Annotated in this window: 21 protein-coding genes, 1 tRNA gene and 1 riboswitch; of the genes, 5 read left to right on the plus strand and 17 right to left on the minus strand. The window is 72.5% G+C overall.

Annotation, left to right across the window (positions count from 1 at the left end):
- Window positions 1-17 precede the first annotated feature (17 nt).
- From ACIQH8_RS12310 to ACIQH8_RS12320, 3 genes are all read left to right on the plus strand, one after another.
- Window positions 18-93, plus strand: a tRNA-His gene (locus tag ACIQH8_RS12310).
- 25 nt (window positions 94-118) lie between these two features.
- Window positions 119-466, plus strand: coding sequence for a metallopeptidase family protein (locus ACIQH8_RS12315; RefSeq protein WP_155843353.1), 348 nt, complete (start codon window positions 119-121; stop codon window positions 464-466).
- Between the two features lie 25 nt (window positions 467-491).
- Window positions 492-1,742, plus strand: coding sequence for a hypothetical protein (locus tag ACIQH8_RS12320; RefSeq protein ID WP_400999010.1), 1,251 nt, complete (start codon window positions 492-494; stop codon window positions 1,740-1,742).
- A 2-nt stretch (window positions 1,743-1,744) separates the two neighbouring features.
- Here the strand turns inward: ACIQH8_RS12320 and ACIQH8_RS12325 are convergent, their stop codons facing one another.
- The 16 genes from ACIQH8_RS12325 to ACIQH8_RS12400 all read right to left on the minus strand — a co-directional run bounded on the left by ACIQH8_RS12325 (window position 1,745) and on the right by ACIQH8_RS12400 (window position 19,519).
- Window positions 1,745-1,990: a hypothetical protein gene (locus tag ACIQH8_RS12325; protein ID WP_353814284.1), complete on the minus strand. Its 246-nt coding sequence runs from the start codon at window positions 1,988-1,990 to the stop codon at window positions 1,745-1,747.
- A 48-nt stretch (window positions 1,991-2,038) separates the two neighbouring features.
- On the minus strand, window positions 2,039-2,602 hold the full coding sequence (locus ACIQH8_RS12330; protein ID WP_400999013.1) for an ATP-binding protein: 564 nt from the start codon (window positions 2,600-2,602) through the stop codon (window positions 2,039-2,041).
- Window positions 2,599-3,399, minus strand: a complete 801-nt coding sequence (locus tag ACIQH8_RS12335; RefSeq protein ID WP_400999016.1) for an energy-coupling factor transporter transmembrane component T family protein — start codon at window positions 3,397-3,399, stop codon at window positions 2,599-2,601. The genes ACIQH8_RS12330 and ACIQH8_RS12335 overlap by 4 nt, the downstream gene beginning before the upstream one ends.
- Entirely contained in the window at window positions 3,396-4,907 is a 1,512-nt protein-coding gene (locus ACIQH8_RS12340) for an ABC transporter ATP-binding protein (RefSeq protein ID WP_400999019.1), read from the minus strand. The genes ACIQH8_RS12335 and ACIQH8_RS12340 overlap by 4 nt, the downstream gene beginning before the upstream one ends.
- 2 nt (window positions 4,908-4,909) lie before the next feature.
- Window positions 4,910-5,563 carry an ECF transporter S component gene (locus tag ACIQH8_RS12345; protein ID WP_400999022.1) on the minus strand — a complete coding sequence of 218 codons (654 nt, stop codon included), beginning with the start codon at window positions 5,561-5,563 and terminating at the stop codon, window positions 4,910-4,912.
- Window positions 5,564-5,600: 37 nt separating this feature from the next.
- Window positions 5,601-5,711: riboswitch (TPP riboswitch) on the minus strand.
- A gap of 92 nt (window positions 5,712-5,803) precedes the next feature.
- The gene (locus ACIQH8_RS12350; protein WP_400999024.1) at window positions 5,804-6,148 is read right to left on the minus strand and encodes a hypothetical protein; all 345 of its coding nucleotides are present in this window, start codon (window positions 6,146-6,148) and stop codon (window positions 5,804-5,806) included.
- A 102-nt stretch (window positions 6,149-6,250) separates the two neighbouring features.
- Window positions 6,251-7,537 carry a DNA polymerase IV gene (locus ACIQH8_RS12355; RefSeq protein ID WP_400999026.1) on the minus strand — a complete coding sequence of 429 codons (1,287 nt, stop codon included), beginning with the start codon at window positions 7,535-7,537 and terminating at the stop codon, window positions 6,251-6,253.
- A gap of 34 nt (window positions 7,538-7,571) precedes the next feature.
- Window positions 7,572-8,246, minus strand: a complete 675-nt coding sequence (locus ACIQH8_RS12360) for a hypothetical protein (protein WP_400999029.1) — start codon at window positions 8,244-8,246, stop codon at window positions 7,572-7,574.
- A 118-nt stretch (window positions 8,247-8,364) separates the two neighbouring features.
- Complete coding sequence (gene gatB, locus ACIQH8_RS12365; RefSeq protein WP_400999032.1) at window positions 8,365-9,882, minus strand: Asp-tRNA(Asn)/Glu-tRNA(Gln) amidotransferase subunit GatB; 1,518 nt, start codon at window positions 9,880-9,882, stop codon at window positions 8,365-8,367.
- Complete coding sequence (gatA, locus tag ACIQH8_RS12370; protein WP_400999035.1) at window positions 9,882-11,411, minus strand: Asp-tRNA(Asn)/Glu-tRNA(Gln) amidotransferase subunit GatA; 1,530 nt, start codon at window positions 11,409-11,411, stop codon at window positions 9,882-9,884. Before gatA ends, gatB begins: the two co-directional genes overlap by 1 nt.
- Window positions 11,408-11,707: an Asp-tRNA(Asn)/Glu-tRNA(Gln) amidotransferase subunit GatC gene (gatC, locus tag ACIQH8_RS12375; RefSeq protein WP_129234694.1), complete on the minus strand. Its 300-nt coding sequence runs from the start codon at window positions 11,705-11,707 to the stop codon at window positions 11,408-11,410. Before gatC ends, gatA begins: the two co-directional genes overlap by 4 nt.
- Before the next feature lie 36 nt (window positions 11,708-11,743).
- Window positions 11,744-13,519, minus strand: coding sequence for an alkaline phosphatase family protein (locus ACIQH8_RS12380; RefSeq protein ID WP_400999039.1), 1,776 nt, complete (start codon window positions 13,517-13,519; stop codon window positions 11,744-11,746).
- An 11-nt stretch (window positions 13,520-13,530) separates the two neighbouring features.
- Window positions 13,531-15,873 carry an NAD-dependent DNA ligase LigA gene (gene ligA, locus ACIQH8_RS12385; RefSeq protein ID WP_400999041.1) on the minus strand — a complete coding sequence of 781 codons (2,343 nt, stop codon included), beginning with the start codon at window positions 15,871-15,873 and terminating at the stop codon, window positions 13,531-13,533.
- Between the two features lie 110 nt (window positions 15,874-15,983).
- A complete protein-coding gene (locus tag ACIQH8_RS12390; RefSeq protein ID WP_400999044.1) occupies window positions 15,984-16,745 on the minus strand; it encodes a hypothetical protein in 762 nt (253 codons plus the stop codon).
- Window positions 16,746-16,978: 233 nt separating this feature from the next.
- On the minus strand, window positions 16,979-18,118 hold the full coding sequence (gene mnmA, locus ACIQH8_RS12395; protein WP_400999046.1) for a tRNA 2-thiouridine(34) synthase MnmA: 1,140 nt from the start codon (window positions 18,116-18,118) through the stop codon (window positions 16,979-16,981).
- A 165-nt stretch (window positions 18,119-18,283) separates the two neighbouring features.
- Entirely contained in the window at window positions 18,284-19,519 is a 1,236-nt protein-coding gene (locus ACIQH8_RS12400) for a cysteine desulfurase family protein (RefSeq protein WP_400999049.1), read from the minus strand.
- 50 nt (window positions 19,520-19,569) lie between these two features.
- Here ACIQH8_RS12400 and glgX point away from each other — a divergent pair, with 50 nt between their 5' ends.
- Entirely contained in the window at window positions 19,570-21,777 is a 2,208-nt protein-coding gene (gene glgX, locus ACIQH8_RS12405; protein ID WP_400999051.1) for a glycogen debranching protein GlgX, read from the plus strand.
- Complete coding sequence (gene ybaK, locus ACIQH8_RS12410; protein WP_400999053.1) at window positions 21,777-22,274, plus strand: Cys-tRNA(Pro) deacylase; 498 nt, start codon at window positions 21,777-21,779, stop codon at window positions 22,272-22,274. The genes glgX and ybaK overlap by 1 nt, the downstream gene beginning before the upstream one ends.
- Before the next feature lie 115 nt (window positions 22,275-22,389).
- Here ybaK and glgP read toward each other — a convergent pair whose 3' ends face one another.
- Window positions 22,390-24,954 carry an alpha-glucan family phosphorylase gene (gene glgP / locus ACIQH8_RS12415; protein WP_400999055.1) on the minus strand — a complete coding sequence of 855 codons (2,565 nt, stop codon included), beginning with the start codon at window positions 24,952-24,954 and terminating at the stop codon, window positions 22,390-22,392.
- Window positions 24,955-25,020: the final 66 nt, after the last annotated feature.

A 25,020-nucleotide genomic window follows, 5' to 3' on the forward strand; every position in this document is an offset into this window, starting at 1 on the left:
CGAACGAGACGGCCATGGTGGGTATAGCTCAGTCGGTAGAGCGCCTGGTTGTGGTCCAGGAGGTCGCGGGTTCAAGCCCCGTTACTCACCCCAATTCGCCTCCAGATCGGAGCCGCTGGTGGAACTCGATGCCGAGGCCTTCGAACGGCTCGTCGTCGATGAACTCGACGAGCTGCCGGACGACATGGTCGAGGGCCTCGAGAACATCGTGTTCGTGGTCGAGGACCGCCCGGAAGACGGGTCACTCGACCTGCTCGGCCTCTACGAGGGCGTGTCGCTGACCGAACGCGACCGTTACGGCTTCGGCGAGATGCCCGACCGCATCGTGCTCTACCGAGAGCCGCTGCTCGCGATCGCCGACACCGAAGACGAGCTCCGCGACGAGATCCACGTCACGCTCGTCCACGAGATCGCGCATTTCTACGGCATCGACGACGACCGGCTGCACGAGCTCGGCTGGGCGTGACCCCGGGCGCGCTAGCCTGATTCGCATGAGCCCCTCCCCCGGACGCGTCGTCGGCATCGCCGTCGGCGCGCTCGCGATCCTCGGCATCGGCGTGTACGGTCCGGCGATGCTCCTGGGTCCGCTTCCCGACGTCGAGGTCCGCGTCGACACGGCGCAGGCGGCCGCGCCGGCGACGAGCTCGGTCGCCCTTCCCGCGGAGGACGCCTCGGCGGTCGCGTTCGTCGATGACGACGGCACATCCTCCCTCGTCGCCGCTTCCGCCGATGACCGGGCGGCGCCGATCGGCGGTGCCGCGAAGCTCGTCACAGCGCTGGTGGTGCTCGACACGCTTCCCCTCACCGCCGATGACGACGGGCCCGCGATCCGGATCGGGCCGGAGGACTACACCGACTACCTCCGATACTCGAGTGAGGGGTCGCGAACCGTGCAGGTCTCCCCCGGCGACTCCTGGACCGAGCGCGACGTCGTCCGCGCCGTCGTCCTCGGATCGAGCAACAACCACGCCGACACCCTGGCCAGGTGGGCCTTCGGCAGCCTCGACGCCTACGTGACGACGGCGAACGGGTGGCTCGAGGAACTGGGCTTCACGTCGACATCGGTGGTCGACGCCACCGGCCTGTCCGGAGACAACGTCGGGACCGCCACGGAGCTCACGCGCCTCGCCGCGATGGTGCTCTCGGAACCTGCGCTCGGCGCGATGTTCGAGGGCGACGCGGGTGCGCCAACGCCGATCGACGACCGGCGGATCCCCGACGCGGTCGCGCACCTCGGCGACGCGGGCATCCGCGCGATCAGCCGGAGCTTCACCGATCAGGCGGCCATCACGTTCGTCTGGACGGCCGACCTCGGGTCCGGCGATGAGCGGCGCACGATGGTGGGCGCGATGACCGGCGTCGACGACTACGAGACGCTCGATCCCGCGGTGCTGGCCGCGGTCGAGGGGATGCAGGCCGCATCCGAGCCGATCGAGGTGATCGTGGCCGGGGCGAGCTACGGCGAGGTCGCCTCGGCATGGGGCGACCGTGCGAAGCTGATCGCGACGGCTGGGCGAACGGATGCCGCGTTCGGCGCGACCGCCGAGGACGCGAGTGTCGACGTGGAACCGTTCACGACCTCACCGGCCGGACGTCAGGTCGGCACGGTCACGGTCGCGATCGGCGGACGCGAGGTCAGTTCGACGCTCGAACTCGATGCGGCGATCACCGATCCTGGTCCGATCTGGCGTCTCACCCACCCGGGCGAGCTCATCGGCGCCTTCCTGAACGGCGACGCCTAGGGTCAGTCGTTCTCCTCGTCGGACTCGACCGGGTCGGAGTCCGCCGCGTCGAAGCGGAACCGCACGCGGAGCTGTCCGCCCACATCACGCTGCTCGACCGCGTCGTACCAGAACAGGGACTCGAGACCGTCGACGGCGGCGACCATGCCGACGCGCTTCTCCGGCTCGCCGCGGACGAGGGCCCGCTGCTCGAAGTCGCCTTCGAGCGGGCCGTCGATGAACTCCGCCACATACGTCGCATCACCCATGTGCCGAGCGTAGTCCCGGCCGGGTCCGTGGCGCAGCATCCGCGCGGATCAGTCGCCGAGTCGTACCCGGATCGCGAGTGACCGCTCGGCGTCGGTCCGGCGACGGACACGCCGCCAGTCCGACTCCCACGACGCCCAGAAGTCGTCGAACGCACCCCCGTCGCGCGCGAGCGCGCGCTCGCGACGGATGTCATCGGGGGCGTCGAGCCAGACCCGGACCGCGTCGGTCGCGTCGACACCCGCGAGGAACGCCCCGCACCCCTCGAGCACGAGCGGTCGCCCGGGACGCAGTCGCTCGACGGCGCCGGGTCGGTCGGCGAGCCAGTCCCAGCGGTCGAGCGCGCCGACGAGCCCCGAGCCGTGCGGGCGCACGAGTCGGGGACCGAGCGCGGACGCGCCGCGACGGAGGCCGCGCCATCCGGGGACCGCCTCGTCGACTCGCACGAGCGTCGGCGGATGCCCCGGCCACTCGGCGACCAACGCGGCCGCGAACGTGCTCTTGCCGGCTCCGCTCGGACCGTCGACGAGGACGAGCGGATGCCGCCGCGCGCGCGCGGCGCGGCGCACCGCGTCGAGCGCAGGACGGAACGCGAGCGCGCGCACGGCGTTCACACCCACACCGGGTGGAAGGTCCCCGCCCACACGGCTCCGGCGATGGCGGTCGCGGCGATCGCGGCGGCGATCACGACGAGCACCGCGTCGGGCGCGCCGACGGTCGAGGGGCGCGCCCACGTCCGCGGCGTATCGGCGCCGAAGCCGCGCGCCTCCATCGCGGTGGCGAGCTTCGACCCCCGCCGGATCGCCAGCACGAGGAGCGCGAACGCCATCGTGGCCGCGCGACGCACCGCGCCGTGATCGCCGATGCCGCGCGCGCGGCGCGCGAGCGACATGGCGCGCCAGTCCTCCACGAACAGTCCGACGAGTCGCGTCGCCGCGAGCGCGCCGAGCACGAAGCGCGCGGGCAGCCGCCACACCTGGGCGAGCCCGTCGGCGAGGTCGGTCGGATCGACGCGGAGGAACAGCAATGCGGCCGGCAGCCCGATGGCGAGCACCCGCAGCGTCACCGCGACGGCGAGTTCGATCGATCCGTCGGTGACCTTCGCCAGCCAGAACTCCCAGTGCACGGTTCCGGACGGGCGGCCGTAGAGGAGCATGCTGATGCCGGCGAGCGGTGCGGCGACGAGGATGGGCCACGTCCGTCGAGGCAGAAGGCCGGGAGTGACACCCGCGATCGCGAAGAGCACGAGTTGGATGGCGAGCGCGATCGCGGCGCTCACCCAGTCGACGGTGAGGAGGAGCGGTGTCGTGAGCACCATGGCCGCGGCGAGCCTCGTGGCCGGGTTCACCCGGTCGACGAAGCGGAGGGTGGGGAGGGAGGCCGTCGCATCGGCCGTGTCGACCGTGCTCATGCGCGTCCGTCCCGTGTCGCAGCTGCGGATGCCACGGGGCCGCGCGCATCGAGTCGGATCCGGTGCGCGCCGAGCGAGGCGATGAAGGCCGCGTCGTGCGTCACCGACAACAGCGTCGTGCCCTCGCGGACGAGCTCGTGCAGCAGTCGCACGAGTTCGATCCAACCGAGCCGGTCCTGGCCGAACGTCGGCTCGTCGAGGATCACCGCGCTCGGCCGCGTGGCGAGCACGGCGCCGACCGTGAGACGCCGCGCCTCACCGCCCGAGAGGGTGAACGGGTTGGCCGCGGCGAGGTGATCGAGGCGGAGCCGCTGTAGGATCTCGTCGACCCGGGCCTCGACCTCGCCGGGCGCGAGCCCGAGTGCACGCGGCGCGACCGCGATCTCGTCGCGCACGGTCGTGGCGACGAACTGATGCTCGGGCTCCTGGAAGACCGTGCCGATCCGCGACAGGAGGTCGCGCGAGCGCCAGCGGACCGGAGTGTCGCCGATCCCGCGGGCGATCCCGGGTGCGGCGACGACACGCCCGGCCCGCGGTGGGACGAGACCGCCGAGCGTCAGCGCGAGCGTCGACTTGCCTGCGCCGTTGGGCCCGGTGAGCACCGAGGAGGATGCCTCGGGCACGACGAGTTCGAGCCCCTCGTGCAGTACGGCGCCGCCCGGGCGCCCGATGGCGAGTGCCTCGGTCGAGATCGCGGCCCCCGCGCCGAGCGCCGCGGCTTCCGCCGCCTCGGGCACCCCGAGCGGCACGCCCGGAACCCACACCCCAGCGGCGGCGAGCGCCTCGCGCCGCGCGTCGAGCACGCCTGAGGGAGGCCCGTCTGCGAGCAGCCGGCCGTCGGCCCCGAGTACCACGACGCGGTCGACGAGGTCGAGCCACACGTCGACGCGGTGCTCGACGACGACGAGCGTCGCGCCGGTCCGGTCGAGTACGCGTGCGACGGCGGCTCGCACCTCGCCGACGCCGACGGAATCGAGGTTCGCGGTGGGTTCGTCGAGGAGGAGCAGGCCGGGACGCATCGCGATCGCGCCGGCGAGCGCCATCCGCTGTTTCTGGCCGCCCGACAGGCGCGACGTCGGATGATCGAGCGGAAGGTCGAGACCGACCGCGTCGACCGCTTCGCGCACGCGCGCCCAGATCTCGTCGCGAGGGATGCCGAGGTTCTCGCAGCCGAAGGCGACATCGTCGCCGACGCGAGCGAGGATCACCTGCGAATCCGGGTCCTGCAGCACGAGACCCGCACGCCCGCGCGCCTCGGCGGGTGCGCGACCGTCGATGTGCAGGCTCCCGTGGTGCTCGCCCTCGTCGTCGCCGCCGAGTACTCCGGCCAGAGCGTGCAGCAGGGTCGACTTGCCCGACCCGGACGGACCGAGCAGCAGCACCCGCTCCCCCGGGTGGATAGGCAGGTCGATCCCGTGCAACGCGGGTCGATGACGGCCGGCGTGCCGCCAGCCCCACCCGGTGGCCTCGACGCGGGCGGGGCCGGCGGCGGACGACGAACGGTCCATGCTCAGACCCGTCCGGCGACGTCCCGTCCGGCGCCGAACCGGTTGAGCGCGCCGGTGGCGGCGAGGGCTCGCACCGCGATCCAGCCGAGCAGTCCCGCGAGGACGGCGCCCGAGACGACGACGGTGCCGAAGTACAGCGCGAGGAACTCGGCCGACTTCTGCAGGTTGCCGGAGAGGAACAGCTCGAGGACCCACGCCGCGGCACCGGCCGCCGCGCCCGCGAGCATCGCGGTCACGACGCCGAACCGGCGGTAACCGGTCGCGAGGAAGACGAGTTCGGCGCCGAGGCCCTGCGCCAGGCCGGAGTAGATGGTCTCGATGCCCCACTGGTTGCCGATGAGCGCGGAGACGATCGCCGCGAGGAGTTCGACGTAGAGCGCGGCGCCCGGCTTGCGGATGATGAGTCCGCCGAGCACGCCGCCGATCAGCCAGATGCCCACGGCGATGCCGCCGAGGCCAGGGGTCAGGGCGTCGGCGGCGCTGAACCACGCGTAGCCGACGTTGTTCCAGAAGAGGAAGACCAGTCCGGTGGCGACGCCGATCACGCTCGCGACGACGATGTCGACGACCCGCCAGCGCGTGGTGCGGGATGCCGCGAGCTCACGCTCGCCGCCGGTGCCGGCCGTGGGGGTCTGGTCGGTGGATGTCTCGTGCACTGTCGTGCCCTTTCGTCTGGTGGAAAGCGGCACGGGAAATGAGATCGGATGCCCTCCCTGCGCTGGCATGACCCAGATCAGGTTCGACGGTCGAAGGTTGGAGAACCTTCCTCTCAGCCCGGCTCACCGGACTCCCGTGTTCGAGAACGAGTATACGCGCGACGGGAGGGCCTCGCGTCGTCGATGACGCCAGGCGCCCGCACCTGCGCCGGCGCGGCAGGCGGATGCCGCGGGGCGGCGCTACTTCTTCAGTGCGCGGATCACCAGCCGCAGTGCCTTGCCGGTCACGACGACGAGCGGGATCGAGACGATGAGCAGGCCCAGCACGTTCGGTTCGAATCGGACGTCGCCGCCGCGACCGACGTACGCGCCGAGCGGGACGGACCAGCCGCCGCCACCGCCGCCCGAGCCCTCGCCCTGCTGGTCGGAGCTGTCGGTGCCGCTGCCGGCGCCGCCACCGAAGCCGTAGGCGCCGAGCGCGACCGGCACGACCTCGGCACCGCCGATCTCGACCTTGTCGGCGTAGGAGGTGCGAACGCCGACGCCGGCGACCTTGTCTGCGAGCTCGAGCACGAAATCAGCCATGCGGCCACGCTACCTGCGCGTCGCGGCCCTCGGAAGGGCATTGACGGATGCCGCGGTCCGCTCCCCGCTCGGTCGACCCTCGCACGCCGTCGACGGTGCGCGTCACCAGAAGGAGCGGGGGCCCGGCGGCGGCTCGTCGTCGGCCGCCGCATCGCGAATCGTGGGCGCCGCCGACTCCGCCGCGGGCCGGACGAGCGCCGCCGGACGCACGGCACCGCGCCCGAACCGGCGCACGACCTCGTCGATCGTCCGTTCGGCGTCGCGCCACTCCTCGTCGGGATCCCAGAGCGGCGCCCCGTCGCCGGCGTGGCGCAGGTGCTCGGCGCGCACGCCGATGAGCCGGACGCGGCGGCCGTCTCCGACGAGCTCGCCGAGCGGCACCATGGCCTCTTCGTAGATGCGGCGCGCGACATCGGTGGGCTCGGCGAGCGTTCGCGACCGCGTGACGGTCGTGAAGTCGCCGTACCTGAGCTTCAGCGTGACGGTGCGCGCGAGCATCCCCGCGCGGCGCAGGCGCACGCCGACATCATTCGCCAGTCTGAGGAGCTCGCGCGCGATCTCGTCGTGCGCGACGAGGTCGTGGTGGAACGTCGTCTCGTGCCCGATGCTCTTCTCGACCCGTCGCGTCTCGACGTCGCGCGGGTCGATGCCGTTCGCGAGCCGCGTCAGGCGGGCCGCGAGGGCCGGGCCGATGGCGCGTGCGAGCGCCTCCTCGGGCATCTCGGCGACGTCGCCGACGGTGCGGAGGCCGAGTTTCAGGAGCGACTCCTCGGTCACGCGACCGACGCCCCACAACGCCGCGACCGGCAGCGGGTGCAGGAACGCGGTCGTCTCGGTCGCGGGAACGACGAGCATGCCGTCGGGCTTGGCGCGGGAGGACGCGACCTTCGCGACGTACTTGCTCGCAGCGACGCCGACCGAGCACGTGAGGCCCGTCTCATCACGGACGCGCCGACGGATCGTCCAGGCGATCTCGGCCGGGCTGCCGTGCAGGCGTCGCGCCCCCGAGACGTCGAGGAACGCCTCATCGATCGACAGCGGCTCCACGAGCGGCGTGAGCTCCCGGAAGATCGTCATCACGCGTTCGGAGTACTCGGAGTAGCGACGGTAGTCGCCGCGGAGCACGATCGCGTTCGGGCACCGCTGCAGCGCGACCGACATCGGCATCGCCGAGTTCACGCCGAAGCGCCGCGCCTCGTAGCTCGCGGCCGCGACGACCCCGCGGCCGGCCGTGCCGCCGACGAGTACGGGCCGACCGCGCAGTTCGGGGCGGCGCAGCAGCTCGACGGAGACGAAGAACGCATCCATGTCGACGTGCAGGATCGGGGTCGCGGAGTCGTCGACCGGCCCGGTCGTGACCTGTCTCGACGAGCCGTCCTGCTTGCTCACGCAGGAACCCTAGCGCCCGCCGCCGACACCGGGATCAGAACCCGAAGTCGCCGAAATCGCCGCCGCCGAAATCCCCGCCGCCGCCGAGATCCCCGAAGCCGCCCCAGTCGCCGCCCGCATCGCCCGCGCCGGCGGCGTCGACCGACCCCGCATCGGCACCCGCGTCCGGGCCGGCGTCGCCGCCCGCATCAGCGCCGCCATCCGTCGCAGCGGACGCGTCGAACGCCGCCGGGTCGGGCAGCAATGCCTGCGCGAGAGCCGAGCCGACCACGACGCCCGCGATCGTCCCGAGCATCGAGCCGCCCACCATCGAGCCGAACGAGGGCCCCTGCCGCATTCCGGGGGCCGCGCCCGCCCCGCCCGGAGCACCCGCGAACGCGCGCTCCATCGACCCCGGCTGGCGCAGCTCCTGCCGCGTCGCCGCGCGCGCGAGCGAATTCGGGTCGTCCGAGACCAGCCGTTCACCCTCGGGCGCCTGCTCGGCGAGCGAACGGTACACCTGCTGCCGCTGCGCGGGGGTGAGCTTCGCGAACGCCTCGGCGTGCACCGCCTCGATCGACTCGGGCGGCGCGGTGCGCAGCAGGTACCGGTAGCGCTCGATCGCGAGCTCGTCCTCGCTGAGCCGTCGCGCCTGCGGTGCGGGCGGCACGGGCCGGGCGGGTCGAGCCGTGCGGTCGTCGGTGCCGAAGAGTCGGTCCAGGAATCCCATGGTGTCCTCGCAAAGGTTCGGGGGGTCAGGCTACTGAGGCCCGCCAAGAGCGGGCTGTGAGACGACGGATGCCGCGGGCGGGATCACGCGCGCCGCGGCATCCGTCGACGGGATCGACCTAGCTGTCGGCGGCCGCGCGCTCGAGCACGAGTTCGCGCACGCGGGCCGCATCGGCCTTGCCCTGCATGGCCTTCATGACCGCGCCGATGACCGCGCCCGCGGCCTGGACCTTGCCGTCGCGGATCTTCGCGAGCACATCCGGCTGCGAGGCGAGCGCCTCGTCGATCGCGGCGATGAGCGCGCCGTCGTCGGAGACGACCGCGAGCCCTCGGGCGTCGACGATCTCGCGCGGTGACCCCTCGCCCGCGATGACGCCCTCGAGCACCTGGCGGGCGAGCCGGTCGGTGAGCGTGCCCTCGTCGACGAGCGCCGCGAGCTCGGCGACGTGCGCCGGCTCCGCCAGGCCCGCGGCATCCGCGCCCTGCGCGTTCGCGATGCGGGTCAGCTCACCCGTCCACCACTTCTTGGCGGCGGCCGGGCTCGCACCCGCGGCGATCGTCGCGGCGACCTCGTTCAGCAGGCCGCCGTTCGCGACGTCCTGGAACTCGAGGTCGGTGAAACCCCACTCGGCCTTCAGGCGACGCCGGCGCGCGGCGGGCGGCTCCGGCAGCGCGGCGCGCAGCTCCTCGATGACGGACGGGTCGGGCTCGACCGGGAGCAGGTCGGGCTCGGGGAAGTACCGGTAGTCGTCGGCGTCGGACTTCGGACGGCCCGGGCTCGTGGTGCCGGTGTCCTCGTGCCAGTGCCGCGTCTCCTGCGTGATCGTGCCGCCGTCGGCGAGGATCGCCGCCTGACGCTGGATCTCGTACCGGACCGCGCGCTCGACCGAGCGCATCGAGTTGACGTTCTTCGTCTCGGTGCGAGTGCCGAACTTCGCCTGGCCCTTCGGACGGAGCGAGACGTTCGCGTCGCAGCGCAGGTTGCCCCGCTCCATGCGCGCCTCGGAGATGCCGAGCGAGAGCACGATGTCGCGGATCGTGGCGACGTACGCGCGCGCGAGCGCCGGGGCATCCGCCCCCGCACCCACGATCGGCTTCGTCACGATCTCGACGAGGGGCACGCCCGCGCGGTTGTAGTCGACGAGCGAGTACTCGGCGCCGTGGATCCGGCCCGTCGAGCCCACGTGGGTGAGCTTGCCGGCGTCCTCCTCCATGTGGGCACGCTCGATCGCGACCTCGAACGTACGGCCGTTCTCGAGCTCGACCTCGACCGAGCCCTCGAAGGCGATCGGCTCGTCGTACTGCGAGATCTGGTAGTTCTTGCCGAGGTCGGGGTAGAAGTAGTTCTTCCGCGCGAACCGGCTCGACGGCGCGATCGAGCAGCCGAGCGCGAGCCCGAGCGAGATCGAGTAGCGCACGGCGGTGCCGTTCACGGCCGGCAGCGAGCCCGGCAGGCCCATGTCGACCGGCGCGACGAGCATGTTCGGCTCGGCGCCGTGGAACTCGTCGTGCGCCGGGTTCGGGGCCGACGAGAACATCTTCGTCTTCGTGTTGAGCTCGACGTGCACCTCGAGGCCGATCACCGGCTCGAAGCGCTCGAGGGCCTCGTCGAAGTCCATCAGTGCCGCGCGCGCCATCAGACCACGCCCTCCTCGGTCGCCTTGAGTTCGTGGGTGGACAGGTCGGGCGCCTGCGCGAGCAGCGGGCCGCCCCAGCGGTCGACGAGGAGCGCCTCGAGGGCGCCGCCGACGTTGTAGAGCCGCGCGTCCTCGCGAGCGGGCGCGAGGAACTGGATGCCGACCGGCAGGCCGTCCTCGGGAGCGAGCCCGGCGGGCACCGAGATGCCCGGCACGCCGGCGAGGTTCGCGGGGATCGTGGCGACGTCGTTGAGGTACATCGACAGCGGGTCGTGCAGCTTCTCGCCGAGCTTGAACGCCGTCGTCGGCGCCGTCGGCGTGGCGAGCACGTCGACCTTCGCGAACGCGGCGTCGAAGTCCTGCTGCACGAGGGTGCGGACCTTCTGCGCGCTGCCGTAGTAGGCGTCGTAGTAGCCGGCCGACAGCGCGTAGGTGCCGAGGATGATGCGGCGCTTGACCTCCGGCCCGAATCCGGCCTCGCGCGTGGCGGCCATGACCTCTTCGACCGTGCCGCCGCCCTCGGGGACGACGCGCAGGCCGAAGCGCACCGAGTCGAACTTCGCGAGATTCGAGGATGCCTCGGCAGGGAGGATCAGGTAGTAGGCGGCGATCGCGTACTCGAAGTTCGGGGCGCTCACCTCGACGATCTCGGCGCCGTTCGCCGCGAGCAGTTCGAGCGACTCGTGGAAGCGCTGGCGGACACCCGACTGGAAGCCGTCGGAGTCGAGCTCCTTCACGACGCCGATACGGAGGCCCGAGACATCCGCGCGTCGAACGGCCTCGGCCATCGACGGCCACGAGTCGGGGATCGAGGTCTGGTCGTGCGGGTCGTGCCCGGCGATGACGTCGTGGAGCAGCGCCGCATCGAGCACGGTGCGGCTCACGGGGCCGATCTGGTCGAGCGAGGACGCGAGCGCGATCGAACCGTACCGGCTGACACCGCCGTACGTGGGCTTGGTGCCGACCGTGCCGGTGACGTGCGCGGGCTGGCGGATCGAGCCGCCCGTGTCGCTGCCGAGGGCGAGCGGCGCCTCGAACGCCGCGACGGCCGCAGCCGAGCCGCCGCCCGAGCCGCCGGGGATGCGCTCGAGGTCCCACGGGTTGTGGGTGGGCCCGTAGGCCGAGTGCTCGGTCGACGACCCCATGGCGAACTCGTCCATGTTGGTCTTGCCGAGCGGGATCATGCCCGCCTCGCGCACCTTGCGCACGGGCGTCGCATCGTACGGAGGGATCCAGCCCTCGAGGATGCGCGAGCCCGACGTCGACGGCATGCCCTTGGTCACGAGCACGTCCTTCACGGCGATCGGCACGCCCGCGAGCGGGCCGAGCTCCTCACCGGCCGCGCGACGGCGGTCGACGTCGGCGGCGGTCTCCAGCGCCTCGGCGTTGACGTGCAGGAACGCGTGCACCGCGCCGTCGACCGCAGCGATGCGGTCGAGATGGGCCTTCGTCGCCTCGACGGACGAGACCTCGCCGGAGGCGAGCTTCGCGGCGAGGTCGGCGGCGCTCAGCCGGATCAGTTCGCTCACTGCTCCTCCCCCAGGATCGCCGAGACCACGAATCGCGTGCCGTCGTGTTCGGGCGCCCCCGAGAGCGCCTGCTCGACGCTCAGCACGTCGGCCGGCACGTCCTCCCGAAGCGGGTTGTGCAGGGGGATCGGGTGGCTGGTGGGGACCACGTCGGGCGTGGCCACCTCGCTCACCTTCTCGACCGCCTGCATGATCTGGCCGAGCTCCGTCGTGAGGTGCTCGATCTCTTCCTCGGTGAGCGCGATACGTGCGAGGTTCGCGAGATGCGCGACCTGCTCGGCGCTGATTTCAGACATGCTGCTCCGTCGTCCGGGAATGGGGATGCAGCGATTCTATCGAGGCGTGCCGAACAGGCCGACGCCGTACTTCTGCAGCAGCTCGTACGCGTCGCCATACGTCTGCGGTTCGGCCTCGTCGCCGCCGTACTTGGCGACGAGGAGACCGAGCAGCCCCTTCGCGGGCGGGCTGAGCGGGGCGGTGCGGTGCGCGTCGCCGGGGTGCGGGGGTTCGGCCTCGGGATTCGGCGGCGTGTACTGCGGCGTGGTGGCGGGCCAGGTGAGCGGATGCCGCGGTGCCTCCAGCGTCACGGCGTTGCGGATGGTCGGCGCACCGTCATCGCGGTCGGTCAGCGGGTCGAGGCCGTGGGCGGCGCACAGCGTGGCGATGACCGAGCCGTGGTGCATGGGGTCGTGGATGACCGCGCCCTCGGCCGTGTACGCCGAGATCGCGATGGCGGGGACGCGACACCCGAGCCGGTCGAACGTGAAGCCCATCTCCCCGGCGCCGTCGTCGGCGCTCGGCGGCGTCGCGGCGGGCGGCGGCACGTGGTCGTACGTGCCGCCGTGCTCGTCGAAGGTGACGAGGAGCATGGTGTTCATCGCGTTCGAACCCGATTCGGCCGCGCTCTCGCGGATCGCGGAGTAGATCGAGTGGATGAGGGCCTCGCCGGCCCGGACGTCGGAGATCGCACCGTCGGTCACCTCGTCGCCGTCGACGTCGGACTCGCGGAGGCGGCCGACCGGCGGGTGGAAGTCGTTGTGGTCGAAGATCATCCGCGGTTCGACGAAGCTGTACGGCGCCAGCCTGCCGTCGGCCACGTCGCTCCAGAACTGCGACATCGGCGCGAAATGCGCGGTGCGCCAGAACTTCTCGAGCGCGGGGGCGTGGATGACGCCCGTCATCGACACCAGCTGCAGGTCGTCGAAGTAGATCCGCCAGTCGAGGCCCGCGTCGTCGAGCCGGTTGAAGATCGTGGGGCTCGCCTCGGCGTCGAGCCACTTGCGATAGCCGCCGTCGCCCCGGTTGGTCACGAAGCCGTGCGAGGTCGAGGCATGGAAGAACGACCGGTTGCAGAACGTCTGCGACGGCACCGCGCAGTGCCAGGCGTCATAGACCGCGAACCCCTTCGCGAGCGTGGAGAGCACGGGCAGCATCTCGGGCGAGAACGAGCCCATGATCTGACGGATGTCGCGGTCCTCCGGGTCGCGACGGCGATGCTCGACGTGGTTGGCGTAGTCGATCACGAAGCCGTCCATGCCCGCCGTCGCACCGCCGTCCGGGGCGTTGAAGGGCGCGGTCATGTCGTCGATCTCGGCGGTCGCGTTCGACGCGGGCCGGATGGTTCCGAAGAGCTGCGTATTGACGTGCGGGTACTCCTCGCCCGGATCGGGGTCGGGGCGCCGCATGATCGCGTCGGTCGGGCCGTCGTAGACGTGCGCGGGGACCCGCTCGCCATCGGCGGTCGCGTTCGCGAACTCCCCGAACGCGAGGCCGTCGAAGCTCACCCCGTCGGGAAGGTCGCCGGTGTCGTAGAGCCAGCCGAGGAGGTTGTCGAAGGACCGGTTCTCGCCCATCACGACGACGAGGTGGTCGAAGCCCGGCTTCGAGCGGGTCGGCGGCGGGGGCGGCAGCGGGGCGATCCCCGCCGCCCCCTCGTCGACGCCTGCCGAGTGGCCGGCTGCGGCGGCGATCGCGGCCGCTCCCCCGCCCGCGACGATCGCGCTCGCCCCCGCCACGCCGCCGTAGCGCAGGAAGTCCCGACGCGTGGTGCCGGATTCGCCCTCCGGGCGCACGAGCTCGGACGATTCGGCGTGTTCCTCGGCCTGCATGCTCCGCCCCCTCATCCGACGAGCGCGTCGGGTCCCTCCGTCACCAGGATCGCGAACTGGGCGGCGTCGATCACCCGGACGCCGAGTTCCTCGGCCTTCGCGAGCTTGGATCCGGCACCGGGGCCGGCCGCCACGAAGTCGGTCTTCTTCGACACGCTCGAGGCCGCCTTGCCGCCCGCTGCGATGATCGCCTCCTGCGCCCCCTCGCGCGTGAAGCCCTCGAGGCTGCCCGTGGCGACGACGGTGAGCCCAGCGAGCACGCCGCCCGCGTCCGCGGCCCGCCCCGGCCCGGGATGGCCCGGCGTCGCGAACTGCACGCCCGCCGCCCGCCACCGATCGACGATCTCCTGATGCCAGTCGACGCCGAACCACTCGAGCAGCGAATCGGCGATGATGCCGCCCACACCCTCGACCTCGGCGAGTTCGTCGTGGCTCGCGGCACGGATCGCCTCGAGCGACCCGAAGTGGTCGGCCAGCGCACGTGCAGCGACCGGTCCGACGTGCCGGATGTTGAGGGAGACCAGGATTCGCCAGAGCGGCTTGGTCTTCGCCTTCTCGAGCTCGGAGAGGAGCTTCGAGGCCGCCTCCGACGGGATCAGTTCGCGGTGGTCCTTCCGGATTCCGGCCGCGCGACGTTCGGCCGCCGACATCTGCTCACTGCCCGGAGGATAGGTGACCCGGACCTTCTGGAACGGTGCGCGACGGATCTCCTCGCCGGTGACCGGATCGGTCCTCGGCTCGCCGGTCTCGGCGTCGCGGACGACGACCTCGATCGGGACCAGCTCGTCGACCGTGAGGTCGAAGAGCCCCGCCTCGGTGACGAGCGGCGGTGTCGACGGCACGAAGGGCTGGGTGAGCGCGGCGGCCGTGACCTCGCCGAGCGCTTCGATGTCGAGGGCGCCGCGCGAGCCGATGTGCTCGACCCGCCCGCGGACCTGCGCCGGACAGCTGCGCGCATTGGGGCAGCGGAGGTCGATGTCGCCCTCTTTCGCGGGGCGCAGCGGCGTGCCGCACTCGGGACAGCGCTCCGGCATCCGCCACTCGCGCTCCGTGCCGTCGCGCAGTTCCTCGACCGCTCCGAGGATCTCGGGGATCACGTCGCCGGCCTTGCGCAGCACGACCGTGTCGCCGATCAGCACCCCCTTGGCCCTCACGACCTCCTGGTTGTGCAGGGTCGCCTGCTCGACCGTGCTGCCCTGCACCTTCACCGGTGCCATCACCGCGTACGGCGTCGCGCGGCCCGTCCGGCCCACGCCGACGCGGATGTCGAGGAGCTTCGTGTGCACCTCCTCCGGCGGGTACTTATACGCGATGGCCCAACGCGGCGCCCGGCTCGTCGCACCGAGTTCGTCGTGCAGGGCGAGCTCGTCGATCTTCACGACGATGCCGTCGATCTCGTGCTCGACGTCGTGACGATGCTCGCCTCGATCGGCGATGAAGGCGGTGACCTCGTCGATCGTGTCGAACACGCGCGAGTGCGGCGAGACCGGCAGCCCCCACCCCGACAGCAGCCCGTAGATCTCGGATTGGCTCGACACGGGCGGGCGCTCCCATGCGCCGATGCCGTGCAGGTAGAGGGCGAGTCGGCCGAGCCGGTCCCGCATGAGCTCGAGCTGCTGCGGGGTCTTGTTCTCGCGCCGCTGCCGAAGGCTGCCCGCTGCGGTGTTGCGGGCGTTGGCGAACTCCGGGAAACGCGTCGGAATGGTCTCCTCCGCCCGCCCCCTGGCGCGCTGCTCGGCGGCGAAGTCGGCCTGCAGCGCATGCTGGCGCTCGTTGAGCGCCTCGAAGTCCTCGGACCGGAGGAAGACCTCGCCCCGTACCTCGAAGAACGCGGGGAACCCGTCGCCCTCGAGCCGGCGCGGGATCGCGGGGATGAACTCGACGTTCTCGGTGATGTCTTCGCCCACGCGACCGTCGCCTCGCGTCGTCGCGGTCTCGAGCACGCCGTCGCGGTACGCGAGGCTGATCGCGAGCCCGTCGATCTTGAGCTCGGAGAGCCAGCGCACCGGGCGGCCCGCCGCCGCCTGCGCCTTCGTCGCCCACTCGACGAACTCGTCGACGCTGAACACGTTGTCGAGGCTCAGCATTCGCTCGGCGTGCTCGTGCGACGGGAACCCGACGGACACGAGCGCTGCGCCGACCTGCTGCGTCGGGCTGTCCTGCCCCGCCAGTTCGGGGAACGCCCGCTCGAGGGCCTCGAGTCGGTGGAAGTCGGCGTCGTACTCGGCGTCGCTGACCAGGCTCACGCCCTCGGAGTAGTACGTCGTCCGGTATCGCTCGATGCGCTCGCGGAGCGCCTCGGACTCGCTGCGGGCGTCGTCGAACTCGGTGGGGATGTCGCTCACGAGTGTCATCCTATGAGCGCCCTCCGACGTCCGACGGCGCCACAGGAGGCCGGCGCCGAACCCGACGCCGGCCTCCCGCTACCGACCGGGTGCGCGGCCTCCGCGCTCCCGGCGAGCGGTCACCGGACGGGCTCGGTGCCGAAGCCGACCGCGTCGACGCGACGGTGGTACCGGGTCCCCGCCTTCCCGCCGAGCACGGCTCCGCCCAGGCTGGCGGCGATCACGAGCACGAGCGTCGCGATGCCGGCGATCGTCAACTCGCCCTCCGTCACGGGGATGCGCGGGAACGCGTTCAGGTTCGCGAGGACGTCGTACCGGCTGCCCGCGATCGCGGCGATGATCGCACCCACGACGGCCACGATGATGGCCCAGAGCCAGACGGCGAGCCCCTGCTTCAGTCCGTTGAAGCGGGCCATCCGCCCCGCGACGTAGCCGCCCGCGAAGTAGGCGACGAACAGGATGATCAGGAGCACGATGGCGCCGACGATGCCGATCGTGCCGGCGTTCTCGGCGGCCGCCTCGTCGAGGTCCTCGCCGAGCGTGCCGAGGCCGAGTGCCGCGCCGGTCGCGGCCAGCAACGTCGTGAGCAGGACGGCGACGCCCACCGCGGTCAGCCACCCGAAGAAGGCGGAACCGAACATCATGCCGCCGAACCGCTCGCGCTCGCGCTCGAGCATGGCCGCCCGCACCGCGGGATCGGCCACGACCGGCCGCTCGTCGTGCACCACCCGCCCCTCCCGATCGACGACCTCGCGGTCGTCGCGGATGCCGTCGCCGTCGCGATCGACGACCTCGCGGTCGTCGCGGATGCCGTCGCCGTCGCGATCGGCGGGGGTGCTCGCGAACCGGTCGCGGGCGGGTCGATCGGATGAGGTGCTCATGGTGGGTCCCCTCTCTGGTCGTGGCCGTGGGATGTCGCCCCGTCGGCGCGCCTGCGACCCTACGCGCGGTTCGCGACGAGCGCGCAGGCCTTGACAAACGGCCGCCGCCCGCGCTCCAGGCATGCAGGCGACGTCCAGCAGGCGCTCAGGCGGACGCGCGGACCGCGGACCTGCGTGGCCGCCGCCTCGGCGCGCGTACGCGAGTCGACCCCCTGACGGAGATCGGTCCCGGATCAGACGTCGACCGGGACCGCGCTCACAGTGCGGTCGATCGTGCACTGGCCGAGCACGCGCGTGCCGACGTACACGACCGCCGTCTGTCCCGGCGCGACGCCGTCGAGCGGCGTGACGGGCGTGATCACGAGCTCGGCCGTGCCCGAGGCATCCGAGCCCACCCTCGCGACCGCGGCCACCGGGTCGGCGTGCGCCCTGATCTGCACCTCGCACTCGAAGACGTCGCCGTCGGCGGCGACGAGGCCGGATCCCACGGGGTCGGCGCCCGCCCACGAGAACCGCGAACCGGCGATCTCGGCGACCGCGAGCGCCTCCTTCGGGCCGACGACCACGGTCCGCTCCTTCGGGCGCACCTCCAGCACGAACCGCGGCTTGCCGTCGGCAGCGGGCGTGCCGAGCCGCAGCCCGCGACGCTGGCCGACCGTGTACGCGTGCGCGCCGTCGTGCCCGCCGACGACGGCGCCCGACCGATCGACGATGTCGCCCGGCGCGGTGCCGACCTTCTCGGCGAGCCAGCCCTTCGTGTCGCCGTCGGAGATGAAGCAGATGTCGTACGAGTCGGGCTTCTGCGCGACCGACAGGCCGCGGCGCGCGGCCTCCTCGCGGACGAGCTGCTTCGACGGCGTGTCACCGAGCGGGAAGTACGCGTGCGCGAGCTGCTCCGCCGTGAGCACGCCGAGCACGTACGACTGGTCCTTCGCCTCCGCGCTCGCGCGGTGGAGCTCGCGGCGGCCCGCGGCATCCGTCGTGATCTTCGCGTAGTGCCCCGTGGCGACGGCGTCGAAGCCGAGCGCGAGCGCCTTCTCGAGGAGCGCGGCGAACTTGATGCGCTCGTTGCATCGCATGCACGGATTCGGGGTGCGGCCGGCGGCGTACTCGGCGATGAAGTCGTCGACGACGTCGGCCTTGAACCGCTCGGAGAAGTCCCACACGTAGTACGGGATGCCGAGGACGTTCGCGGCGCGCTGGGCGTCCATCGAGTCCTCGATCGTGCAGCAGCCGCGGCTGCCGGTGCGGAGCGTGCCGGGCATGCGGCTGAGCGCGAGGTGCACCCCGACGACGTCGTGGCCGGCCTCGACGGCGCGCGCGGCCGCGACGGCGCTGTCGACGCCGCCGCTCATCGCTGCCAGGACTCGCATGCCCCCAGTCTACGAACCCCTCCCTGCGCCCTCGCTGGATCCGCTCCTCCCCGCCCGTCTCGTCCGTTTCTCAGGAGGAATCCGCCGATCCGCACATTTCTCAGGAAGAAACGCCGACGAATCCGGCGACACGCCGAAAAACTCCTGAAAAAGGCACTCCCACGGTCAGCGGTCGAAGCTCGTGACGCGGTCCGCCATGCCGGCGCGAGCGGCGCGCTCGACCGCGCCGGGCAGCGCCGCGAGGAACGCGTCGACGTCCGCGTCCGTCGTCGACGCGCCGAGGGTGATCCGCAGCGCGCCGCGCGCCTCGGCCTCCGTGCGACCCATCGCGAGCAGCACGTGGGAGGGCTCGGGGACGCCGGCCTGGCAGGCCGACCCCGTCGACACCGCGACGCCGGCGGCGTCCAGCAGGAACAGGAGCGAATCGCCCTCGCAGCCGGGGAAGGAGAAGTGCGCGTTGCCGGGCAGCCGTCCCGCGCGCTCGGCATCGCCCGAGAGGCGCGCGTCGGGCACGGACGCCGCGACCCCCGCCACCAACCGATCGCGCAGGCGCGCCATCCGTTCGTCCTCGGCGGCCGCCTGCGAGGACGTCGCGAGTGCCGCCGCGGCGAACCCGGCCGCCGCCGCGACGTCCTGCGTTCCCGACCGGATGCGTCGCTGCTGCCCCCCGCCGTGCAGGAGCGGCTCGAGGCGCGTCGTGCGGTCGAGCACGAGCGCGCCGATGCCGACCGGCCCGCCGACCTTGTGCGCCGACACGCTGATCGCCACGAGGCCCGCGCCCGCGGGTGCCGCGGTCTCGCGGCGGATCGCGTGCAGGTCGATCGGCACGTGCCCGTACGCGGCGATCGCGTCGACGTGCAGCGGCACGCCAGCCCGCGCGCAGAGCTCGGCCGCCTCGCGCACCGGCTCGATCGTGCCGACCTCGTTGTTCGCCCAGAGCATCGTGACGAGGGCGACGGATGCCGCGTCCCGCGCGAGCTCCGCGGCGAGCGCGTCGATCCGAAGCCGTCCGAGCCCGTCGAGCGGCAGCTCGACGACGTCGGCGCCCTCCATGGCGGCGAGCCACTCGACCGTGTCGATCGTGGCGTGGTGCTCCCCGCCGGGCAGCAGGATGCGTCGGGCGGACGCCTCGGCCCGGCGTCGCCAGAAGAGGCCCTTGATCGCGAGGTTCACCGCCTCGGTGCCGCTGCCGGTGAAGACGACCTCGATGGGGTCGGCCCCGAGCGTCGCGGCGACCTGCTCGCGCGATTCCTCGAGGAGCCGCTTCGCGTGCTGGCCCGCGCTGTGGATCGACGAGGGGTTGCCGACGAGGCGCAGCGCGTTCGTGATCGCGTCGATCGCCTCGGCTCGGAGCGGCGTCGTGGCGGCGTGATCGAGGTAGACGGGGTCGGGGCGGGGCATCGAGCACCTCCTGACCGGGAACCGGTTCCCCACGAACTACTGTAGTTCGCATGTCTCCGGCCGACCCGCTCCGCGACCTGGGCGTGCGCACCGGACCGGGCGGCGGCACGATCCGCGTCTGGTCCGAGCACGCCACCTCCGTGGACCTCGAGGTCTTCGGCGCCGAGGACCTGGACTGGGCCGTCGAGCGCGTGCCGCTCGAACGCGACGAGCACGGCGTGTGGCAGGCGTCATCCGACGCCCTGGTGCCCGGCGCGCGCTACGGGCTGCGCGTCGACGGGCCGCCGGGTCTCGAGCACGCCTACAACCCGGCGCACACGCTGCTCGATCCGTGGGCCCGCGGACTCCAACCGGCGGCCGACGGCTCCTGGCGCGGCATCGTGCTCGACTCGCTCGCGTCCGAGGGCTTCGACTGGGGCGGCGTCGGCAAGCCCCGCGTGCCGCTCGACCACACCGTGATCTACGAGGCGCACCCGAAGGGGTTCAGCCGGCTCAACGACCGCATCCCGGAGGCGCTCCGGGGCACGTACGCCGGGCTCGCGCACGACGCATCGCTCGAGTACCTCACCGGGCTCGGCGTCACGACCGTCGAACTGCTGCCGGTGCAGGCGTTCGTCGCCGAGGAGCGACTGGTCCGCCAGGGGCAGGTCAACTACTGGGGCTACAACACGCTCGGATTCTTCGCGCCGCACGCGCCGTACGCGAGCGCCGAGGCGCAGGCCCGGGGGCCCGCCGCCGTGCGGCGGGAATTCGCCGGCATGGTCAAGCGCCTGCACGAGGCGGGGCTCGAGGTCGTGCTCGACGTGGTCTACAACCACACCGCCGAAGAGGGTCGGCAGGGACCCACGTACAGCTTCCGCGGCATCGACAACGCCGCGTACTACCGTCACGATGCGCACGGACGCTACGTCGACACGACGGGGTGCGGCAACACGCTCGACTTCGGCCACGACGCGCCCGTCCGCCTCGTGCTCGACTCGCTGCGGTACTGGGCCGACGAACTCCAGGTCGACGGCTTCCGCCTCGACCTCGCCGCCACGCTCGGTCGCGACGCGCTGGGCGCCTACTCCCCCGACCACCCGCTGCTGCGGGCGATGCTCGCCGACCCCGTGATCGGCGCGGGCAAGCTCATCGCCGAACCATGGGACGTCGGGCCGTTCGGCTGGCAGACCGGCAACTTCGCGCCGGGCTTCAGCGAGTGGAACGACCGCTACCGCGATCGCATGCGCGACTTCTGGCTCGGCGACCTCCGCCGCGAGCGCCTCGGCGAGCCCGGCAGCGGCATCGGGCGTTTCGCGACCCGCCTCGCGGGGTCGTCGAACTCGTTCGCCGCGGAGCGCGGGCCGCTCGCGAGCCTCAACTTCATCACGGCGCACGACGGCTTCACGCTCGCCGACCTCACTGCCTACGACGTCAAGCACAACCTCGGCAACGGCGAGCACAACCGCGACGGCGCCGATCACAACAACTCGTACAACCACGGCGTGGAGGGCCCCACGGACGACGCGGAGGTCATCGCGGCGCGCCGGCGGAGCATCCGGAACCTGCTCGGAACCCTGCTGCTCTCGGCGGGCGTGCCCATGCTCACCGCGGGCGACGAGTACGGGCGCAGCCAGCGCGGCAACAACAACGCGTACTGCCACGACTCCGAGCTGACCTGGCTCGTGTGGTCGCCCGTCGATCGGGATGCCGCGCTCGAGGCGACCACGCGGCACCTGCTGCGGCTGCGCCGCGAGCATCCGGCCCTGCGTCCGGTCCACTACGGGCGCTTCGGCGAGCACGTGCCGAGCGCGTCGCAGATGGACTGGTACAACGCCGACGGCGAGACCATGACGATCGAGCACTGGCACGACCCCTCGCAGCGGACCCTGCAGTTCCTCGCGGCCTCGACGCCGGAGTTCGAGGGGTTCAACCGCATCCTGCTCGTCGTGCACGCTTCGGAGACGACCGCCGACGTGCTGCTGCCCGCGCATCCGGGCGTCGAGGACTACGAACTGCTGTGGGACTCGGCGGTCGACGAGCCGGGCGACGAGCTCGGGGCACGCCACGAGCCGGGCACGCGCCTGACGATGGCGGCGCAGTCGATGCGCCTCTTCCGCGCGTCGGGCGAGCCGGCACCGGTGCTGGTGGATGCCGCGGCGGGCTCGCTCGGCGCGGGTGCCGACGAGGCCGACGTCGCGGACGACGGTCGCCGCGCCGATGCGCCCGAGGTCGGTGCGGGCGACGCCGGAGGTGCGGCGGCCGAGGAGCCGGCCTGATGGCGAGGCGAGCGGATGCCTCGGCCGGCACGCCCGCGACCGCCCTGCTGACGCGAGCAGGCATCCGCTTCACCGCGCATCCCTACGAGCACGACCCGCGCGCCGCCGCGTACGGCCTCGAGGCCGCGGAGAAGCTCGGCATCGAACCCGAGCGCGTCTTCAAGACCCTGCTCGCGAACGTCGATGGGGCGCTGGCGGTGGGCATCGTCCCCGTCGCCGACCAGCTCGACCTCAAGGCGCTCGCCGCGGCGCTCGGCGGCCGGCGCGCCGAGATGGCCGACCCCGCCGTCGCCGAACGCAAGACCGGCTACGTGGTCGGCGGCATCAGCCCGATCGGCCAGAAGGTCGCCCTGCCGACCGTGCTCGACGAGACCGCGATCCTCTTCGACACGGTCCTCGTCTCGGGCGGGCGCCGCGGCCTCGACCTCGAACTCGCGCCCGACGACCTCCTCGCGGTCACCTCCGGCCGCTACGCGCCGATCGCCCGGGGGCGCTGACCCGGCGCACCGCCCGGACGACCGTCCGGTTGTCGGACGAACCGGGCGACACGCCGTCCGCTCGTCGGCGCGCCGATCGATTCGTCCGACGAACGGCCGGACGCGTCTGCCGGGATCAGCCCGCGGACGCGACGAGGCCCAGCTCGGCCGGCGACACGAGCAGCGGATGCCGCGGCACGACCCGCACGGTGTACCCGAACGCGCCGGCCCGGTCGAGCGTGACGGTGCCGGTGTACACGCAGGTCGCGGCATCCGTCGTCGACGCCCCGTCGGGCACGAGCTCGGCGACGCGCGCGTCGTCGATGCGGTCGTCGCCGTGCGAGTGGCCGTAGACGACCTCGACCGAGACATCGGCCTCCGTCAGCGCGCCGAGCGCGACGTGCGCACGCAGGTGCAGCTCGTCGCCGACGTGCGGCGTCGACTCGAGCCCGCCCGACTCGACGTGCGCGACCTGCACGCCCGGCCAGGCGGCGCGCACGCGCGCGCCCCACGCGGCGAGCTCGCGCGCGGGCTTCGCCCCGTCCGCCCCGACCATGGTGGCGTGCTCGGCCGCCGGGCGGTACAGCCGCTCGACGTACTCACGAACCATGCGGTCGGCGCCGAGCTCGGGCGAGAGGTGCGCGAGCGTGCGGCGCACGCGCCCCATCCACTCGGTCGGCACGCCGTCGCGGTCGCGGTCGTAGAACAGCCGCGTGATGCGGTGCTCGATGAGGTCGTAGAGGGCGGATGCCTCGAGCCGATCCCGCTCGGCCTGGTCGCCCGCGGCATCCGCCGTCGGGATCACCCAACCGTGATCGTCGGCGGCGTACTCGGCCCACCACCCGTCGAGGATCGACAGGTTCAGGGCGCCGTTCATGGCCGCCTTCATGCCCGACGTGCCGCAGGCCTCGAGCGGACGCAGCGGGTTGTTCATCCAGACATCGCACCCGGGGTAGAGCAGCTGGGCCATGCCGATGTCGTAGTCGGGCAGGAACACGATGCGCTCGCGGAGTTCGGGTCGTTGGGCGAACTGCACGAGGCGCTGGATCAGGCGCTTGCCCTCCTCGTCGGCCGGGTGCGCCTTTCCGGCGATCACGAACTGCACCGGGCGGTCGGGGTTCGTGAGGATCGCCGCGAAGCGCTCCGGATCCTGCAGCATGAGCGTCAGCCGCTTGTACGTCGGGACGCGGCGCGCGAAGCCGATCGTGAGCACGTCGGGATCGAGCACGCGGCGCACCCAGTCGGGCGCGACGGCGCCGCCGTGCTGCTCGGCCCACGCGTTCGCGAGGCGGCGACGGGCATCCTCGACGAGCTGCAGGCGCATGCCGCGCTTCACGCCCCAGAGCTCGGCGTCGCTGACCGCGGCACTCAGCCAGTCGGCGTGCTCGGTGTCGCCGGTGCCGAGCCGCTCCTCGGCGAGCGCGAGCAGGGCCGGGTCGGTCCACGTCGGTGCGTGCACGCCGTTGGTGACCGAGGTGATCGGCACGTCGTCGGCGTCGAAGCCCGGCCACAGGTCGCCGAACATGCGTCGGCTGACCTCGCCGTGGAGCTTCGACACCCCGTTCGCACGCTGCGCGAGGCGGAGCCCCATCATCGCCATGTTGAACGCGCTGTCCTCCGCCGGCACGCCCGGTTCGAGGCCGAGTGGGAGCGCGTCGGCGGGGTCGATGCCGGGCAGCAGCCCCGACTCGAGGTAGCTCGCGACGAGCGCACGGTCGAACCGGTCGATGCCGGCGGGGACCGGCGTGTGGGTCGTGAAGACGGTCCCGGCGCGGACGAGCTGGAGCGCCTCGGCGAACGAGAGCCCGTCGCCGATGCACGCCGAGATGCGTTCGAGGCCGAGGAAACCGGCGTGCCCCTCGTTCATGTGGAACACGTCGGGGAAGTGCCGGCCGGTGAGTCCGCTCCACGCGCGGAGCGCGCGCACGCCGCCGATGCCGAGCAGCAGCTCCTGCTGGAGCCGGTGCTCACCGCCGCCGCCGTACAGCCGATCGGTGACCTGCCGGAGGTCGTCGTCGTTCGCGGGGATGTCGGTGTCGAGCAGCAGCAGCGGCACTCGTCCGACGGCGGCCTGCCAGACCCGGGCATGCAGGCTGCGCCCGCCGGGGACGGCGAGGGTGACCTGCACCGGTGTGCCGTCGGCGCGGCGCAGCACCGAGAGCGGCAGCCCGTCGGGATCGAGAGCCGGGTAGCGCTCCTGCTGCCAGCCGTCGGGCGCGATCGCCTGCGAGAAGTAGCCGGCCTTGTAGAACAGGCCGACCGCGACGAGCGGCACCCCCAGGTCGGACGCGGCCTTCAAGTGGTCGCCGGCGAGGATGCCGAGTCCGCCCGAGTACTGCGGCAGCGCCTCGGTGATGCCGAACTCCGGCGAGAAGTACGCCACCGTCCTCGGCGTGTCCGCGCCGAGCGACTGGTACCAGCGCGGTTCCGACACGTAGGCGCGGAGCTCGTCGCGCTCGCGCTCGGCCCAGCCGATGAAGCCATCGTCGGCCGCGAGCTCATCGAGACGGCGGGCCTCGACATCGCCCAGGAACGCGATCGGGTCGCGCCCCGACCGGCGCCAGCCGACCGGATCGATGTGCTCGAACAGGCGTCGCGTGGGCTCGTGCCACGACCAGCGGAGGTTCGCGGCGAGCTCTTCGAGCGCGCCGAGCTGCGGCGGGACGACGGCGCGGACGGTGAACTTGCGGATCGGCTTCACGGGGTCAACCCTACGCAGCACCGTGTGTCCGAGAGATGAACGAACGGCACGGCGCCGCGGGGCGCA

The organism is Agromyces sp. GXQ0307, from assembly GCF_044769845.1.
Lineage (GTDB): Bacteria > Actinomycetota > Actinomycetes > Actinomycetales > Microbacteriaceae > Agromyces.

Excerpts from the sequence above, each read along its gene's own strand:
- ACIQH8_RS12320 (WP_400999010.1), top strand. The coding sequence starts at position 492 with ATGAGCCCCTCCCCCGGACGCGTCGTCGGCATCGCCGTCGGCGCGCTC.
- ACIQH8_RS12325 (WP_353814284.1), bottom strand. The coding sequence starts at position 1,990 with ATGGGTGATGCGACGTATGTGGCGGAGTTCATCGACGGCCCGCTCGAA.
- ACIQH8_RS12335 (WP_400999016.1), bottom strand. The coding sequence starts at position 3,399 with ATGAGCACGGTCGACACGGCCGATGCGACGGCCTCCCTCCCCACCCTC.
- ACIQH8_RS12340 (WP_400999019.1), bottom strand. The coding sequence starts at position 4,907 with ATGGACCGTTCGTCGTCCGCCGCCGGCCCCGCCCGCGTCGAGGCCACC.
- ACIQH8_RS12350 (WP_400999024.1), bottom strand. The coding sequence starts at position 6,148 with ATGGCTGATTTCGTGCTCGAGCTCGCAGACAAGGTCGCCGGCGTCGGC.
- ACIQH8_RS12360 (WP_400999029.1), bottom strand. The coding sequence starts at position 8,246 with ATGGGATTCCTGGACCGACTCTTCGGCACCGACGACCGCACGGCTCGA.
- gatB (WP_400999032.1), bottom strand. The coding sequence starts at position 9,882 with ATGGCGCGCGCGGCACTGATGGACTTCGACGAGGCCCTCGAGCGCTTC.
- gatC (WP_129234694.1), bottom strand. The coding sequence starts at position 11,707 with ATGTCTGAAATCAGCGCCGAGCAGGTCGCGCATCTCGCGAACCTCGCA.
- ACIQH8_RS12380 (WP_400999039.1), bottom strand. The coding sequence starts at position 13,519 with ATGCAGGCCGAGGAACACGCCGAATCGTCCGAGCTCGTGCGCCCGGAG.
- ligA (WP_400999041.1), bottom strand. The coding sequence starts at position 15,873 with ATGACACTCGTGAGCGACATCCCCACCGAGTTCGACGACGCCCGCAGC.
- ACIQH8_RS12390 (WP_400999044.1), bottom strand. The coding sequence starts at position 16,745 with ATGAGCACCTCATCCGATCGACCCGCCCGCGACCGGTTCGCGAGCACC.
- mnmA (WP_400999046.1), bottom strand. The coding sequence starts at position 18,118 with ATGCGAGTCCTGGCAGCGATGAGCGGCGGCGTCGACAGCGCCGTCGCG.
- ACIQH8_RS12400 (WP_400999049.1), bottom strand. The coding sequence starts at position 19,519 with ATGCCCCGCCCCGACCCCGTCTACCTCGATCACGCCGCCACGACGCCG.
- glgX (WP_400999051.1), top strand. The coding sequence starts at position 19,570 with ATGTCTCCGGCCGACCCGCTCCGCGACCTGGGCGTGCGCACCGGACCG.
- ybaK (WP_400999053.1), top strand. The coding sequence starts at position 21,777 with ATGGCGAGGCGAGCGGATGCCTCGGCCGGCACGCCCGCGACCGCCCTG.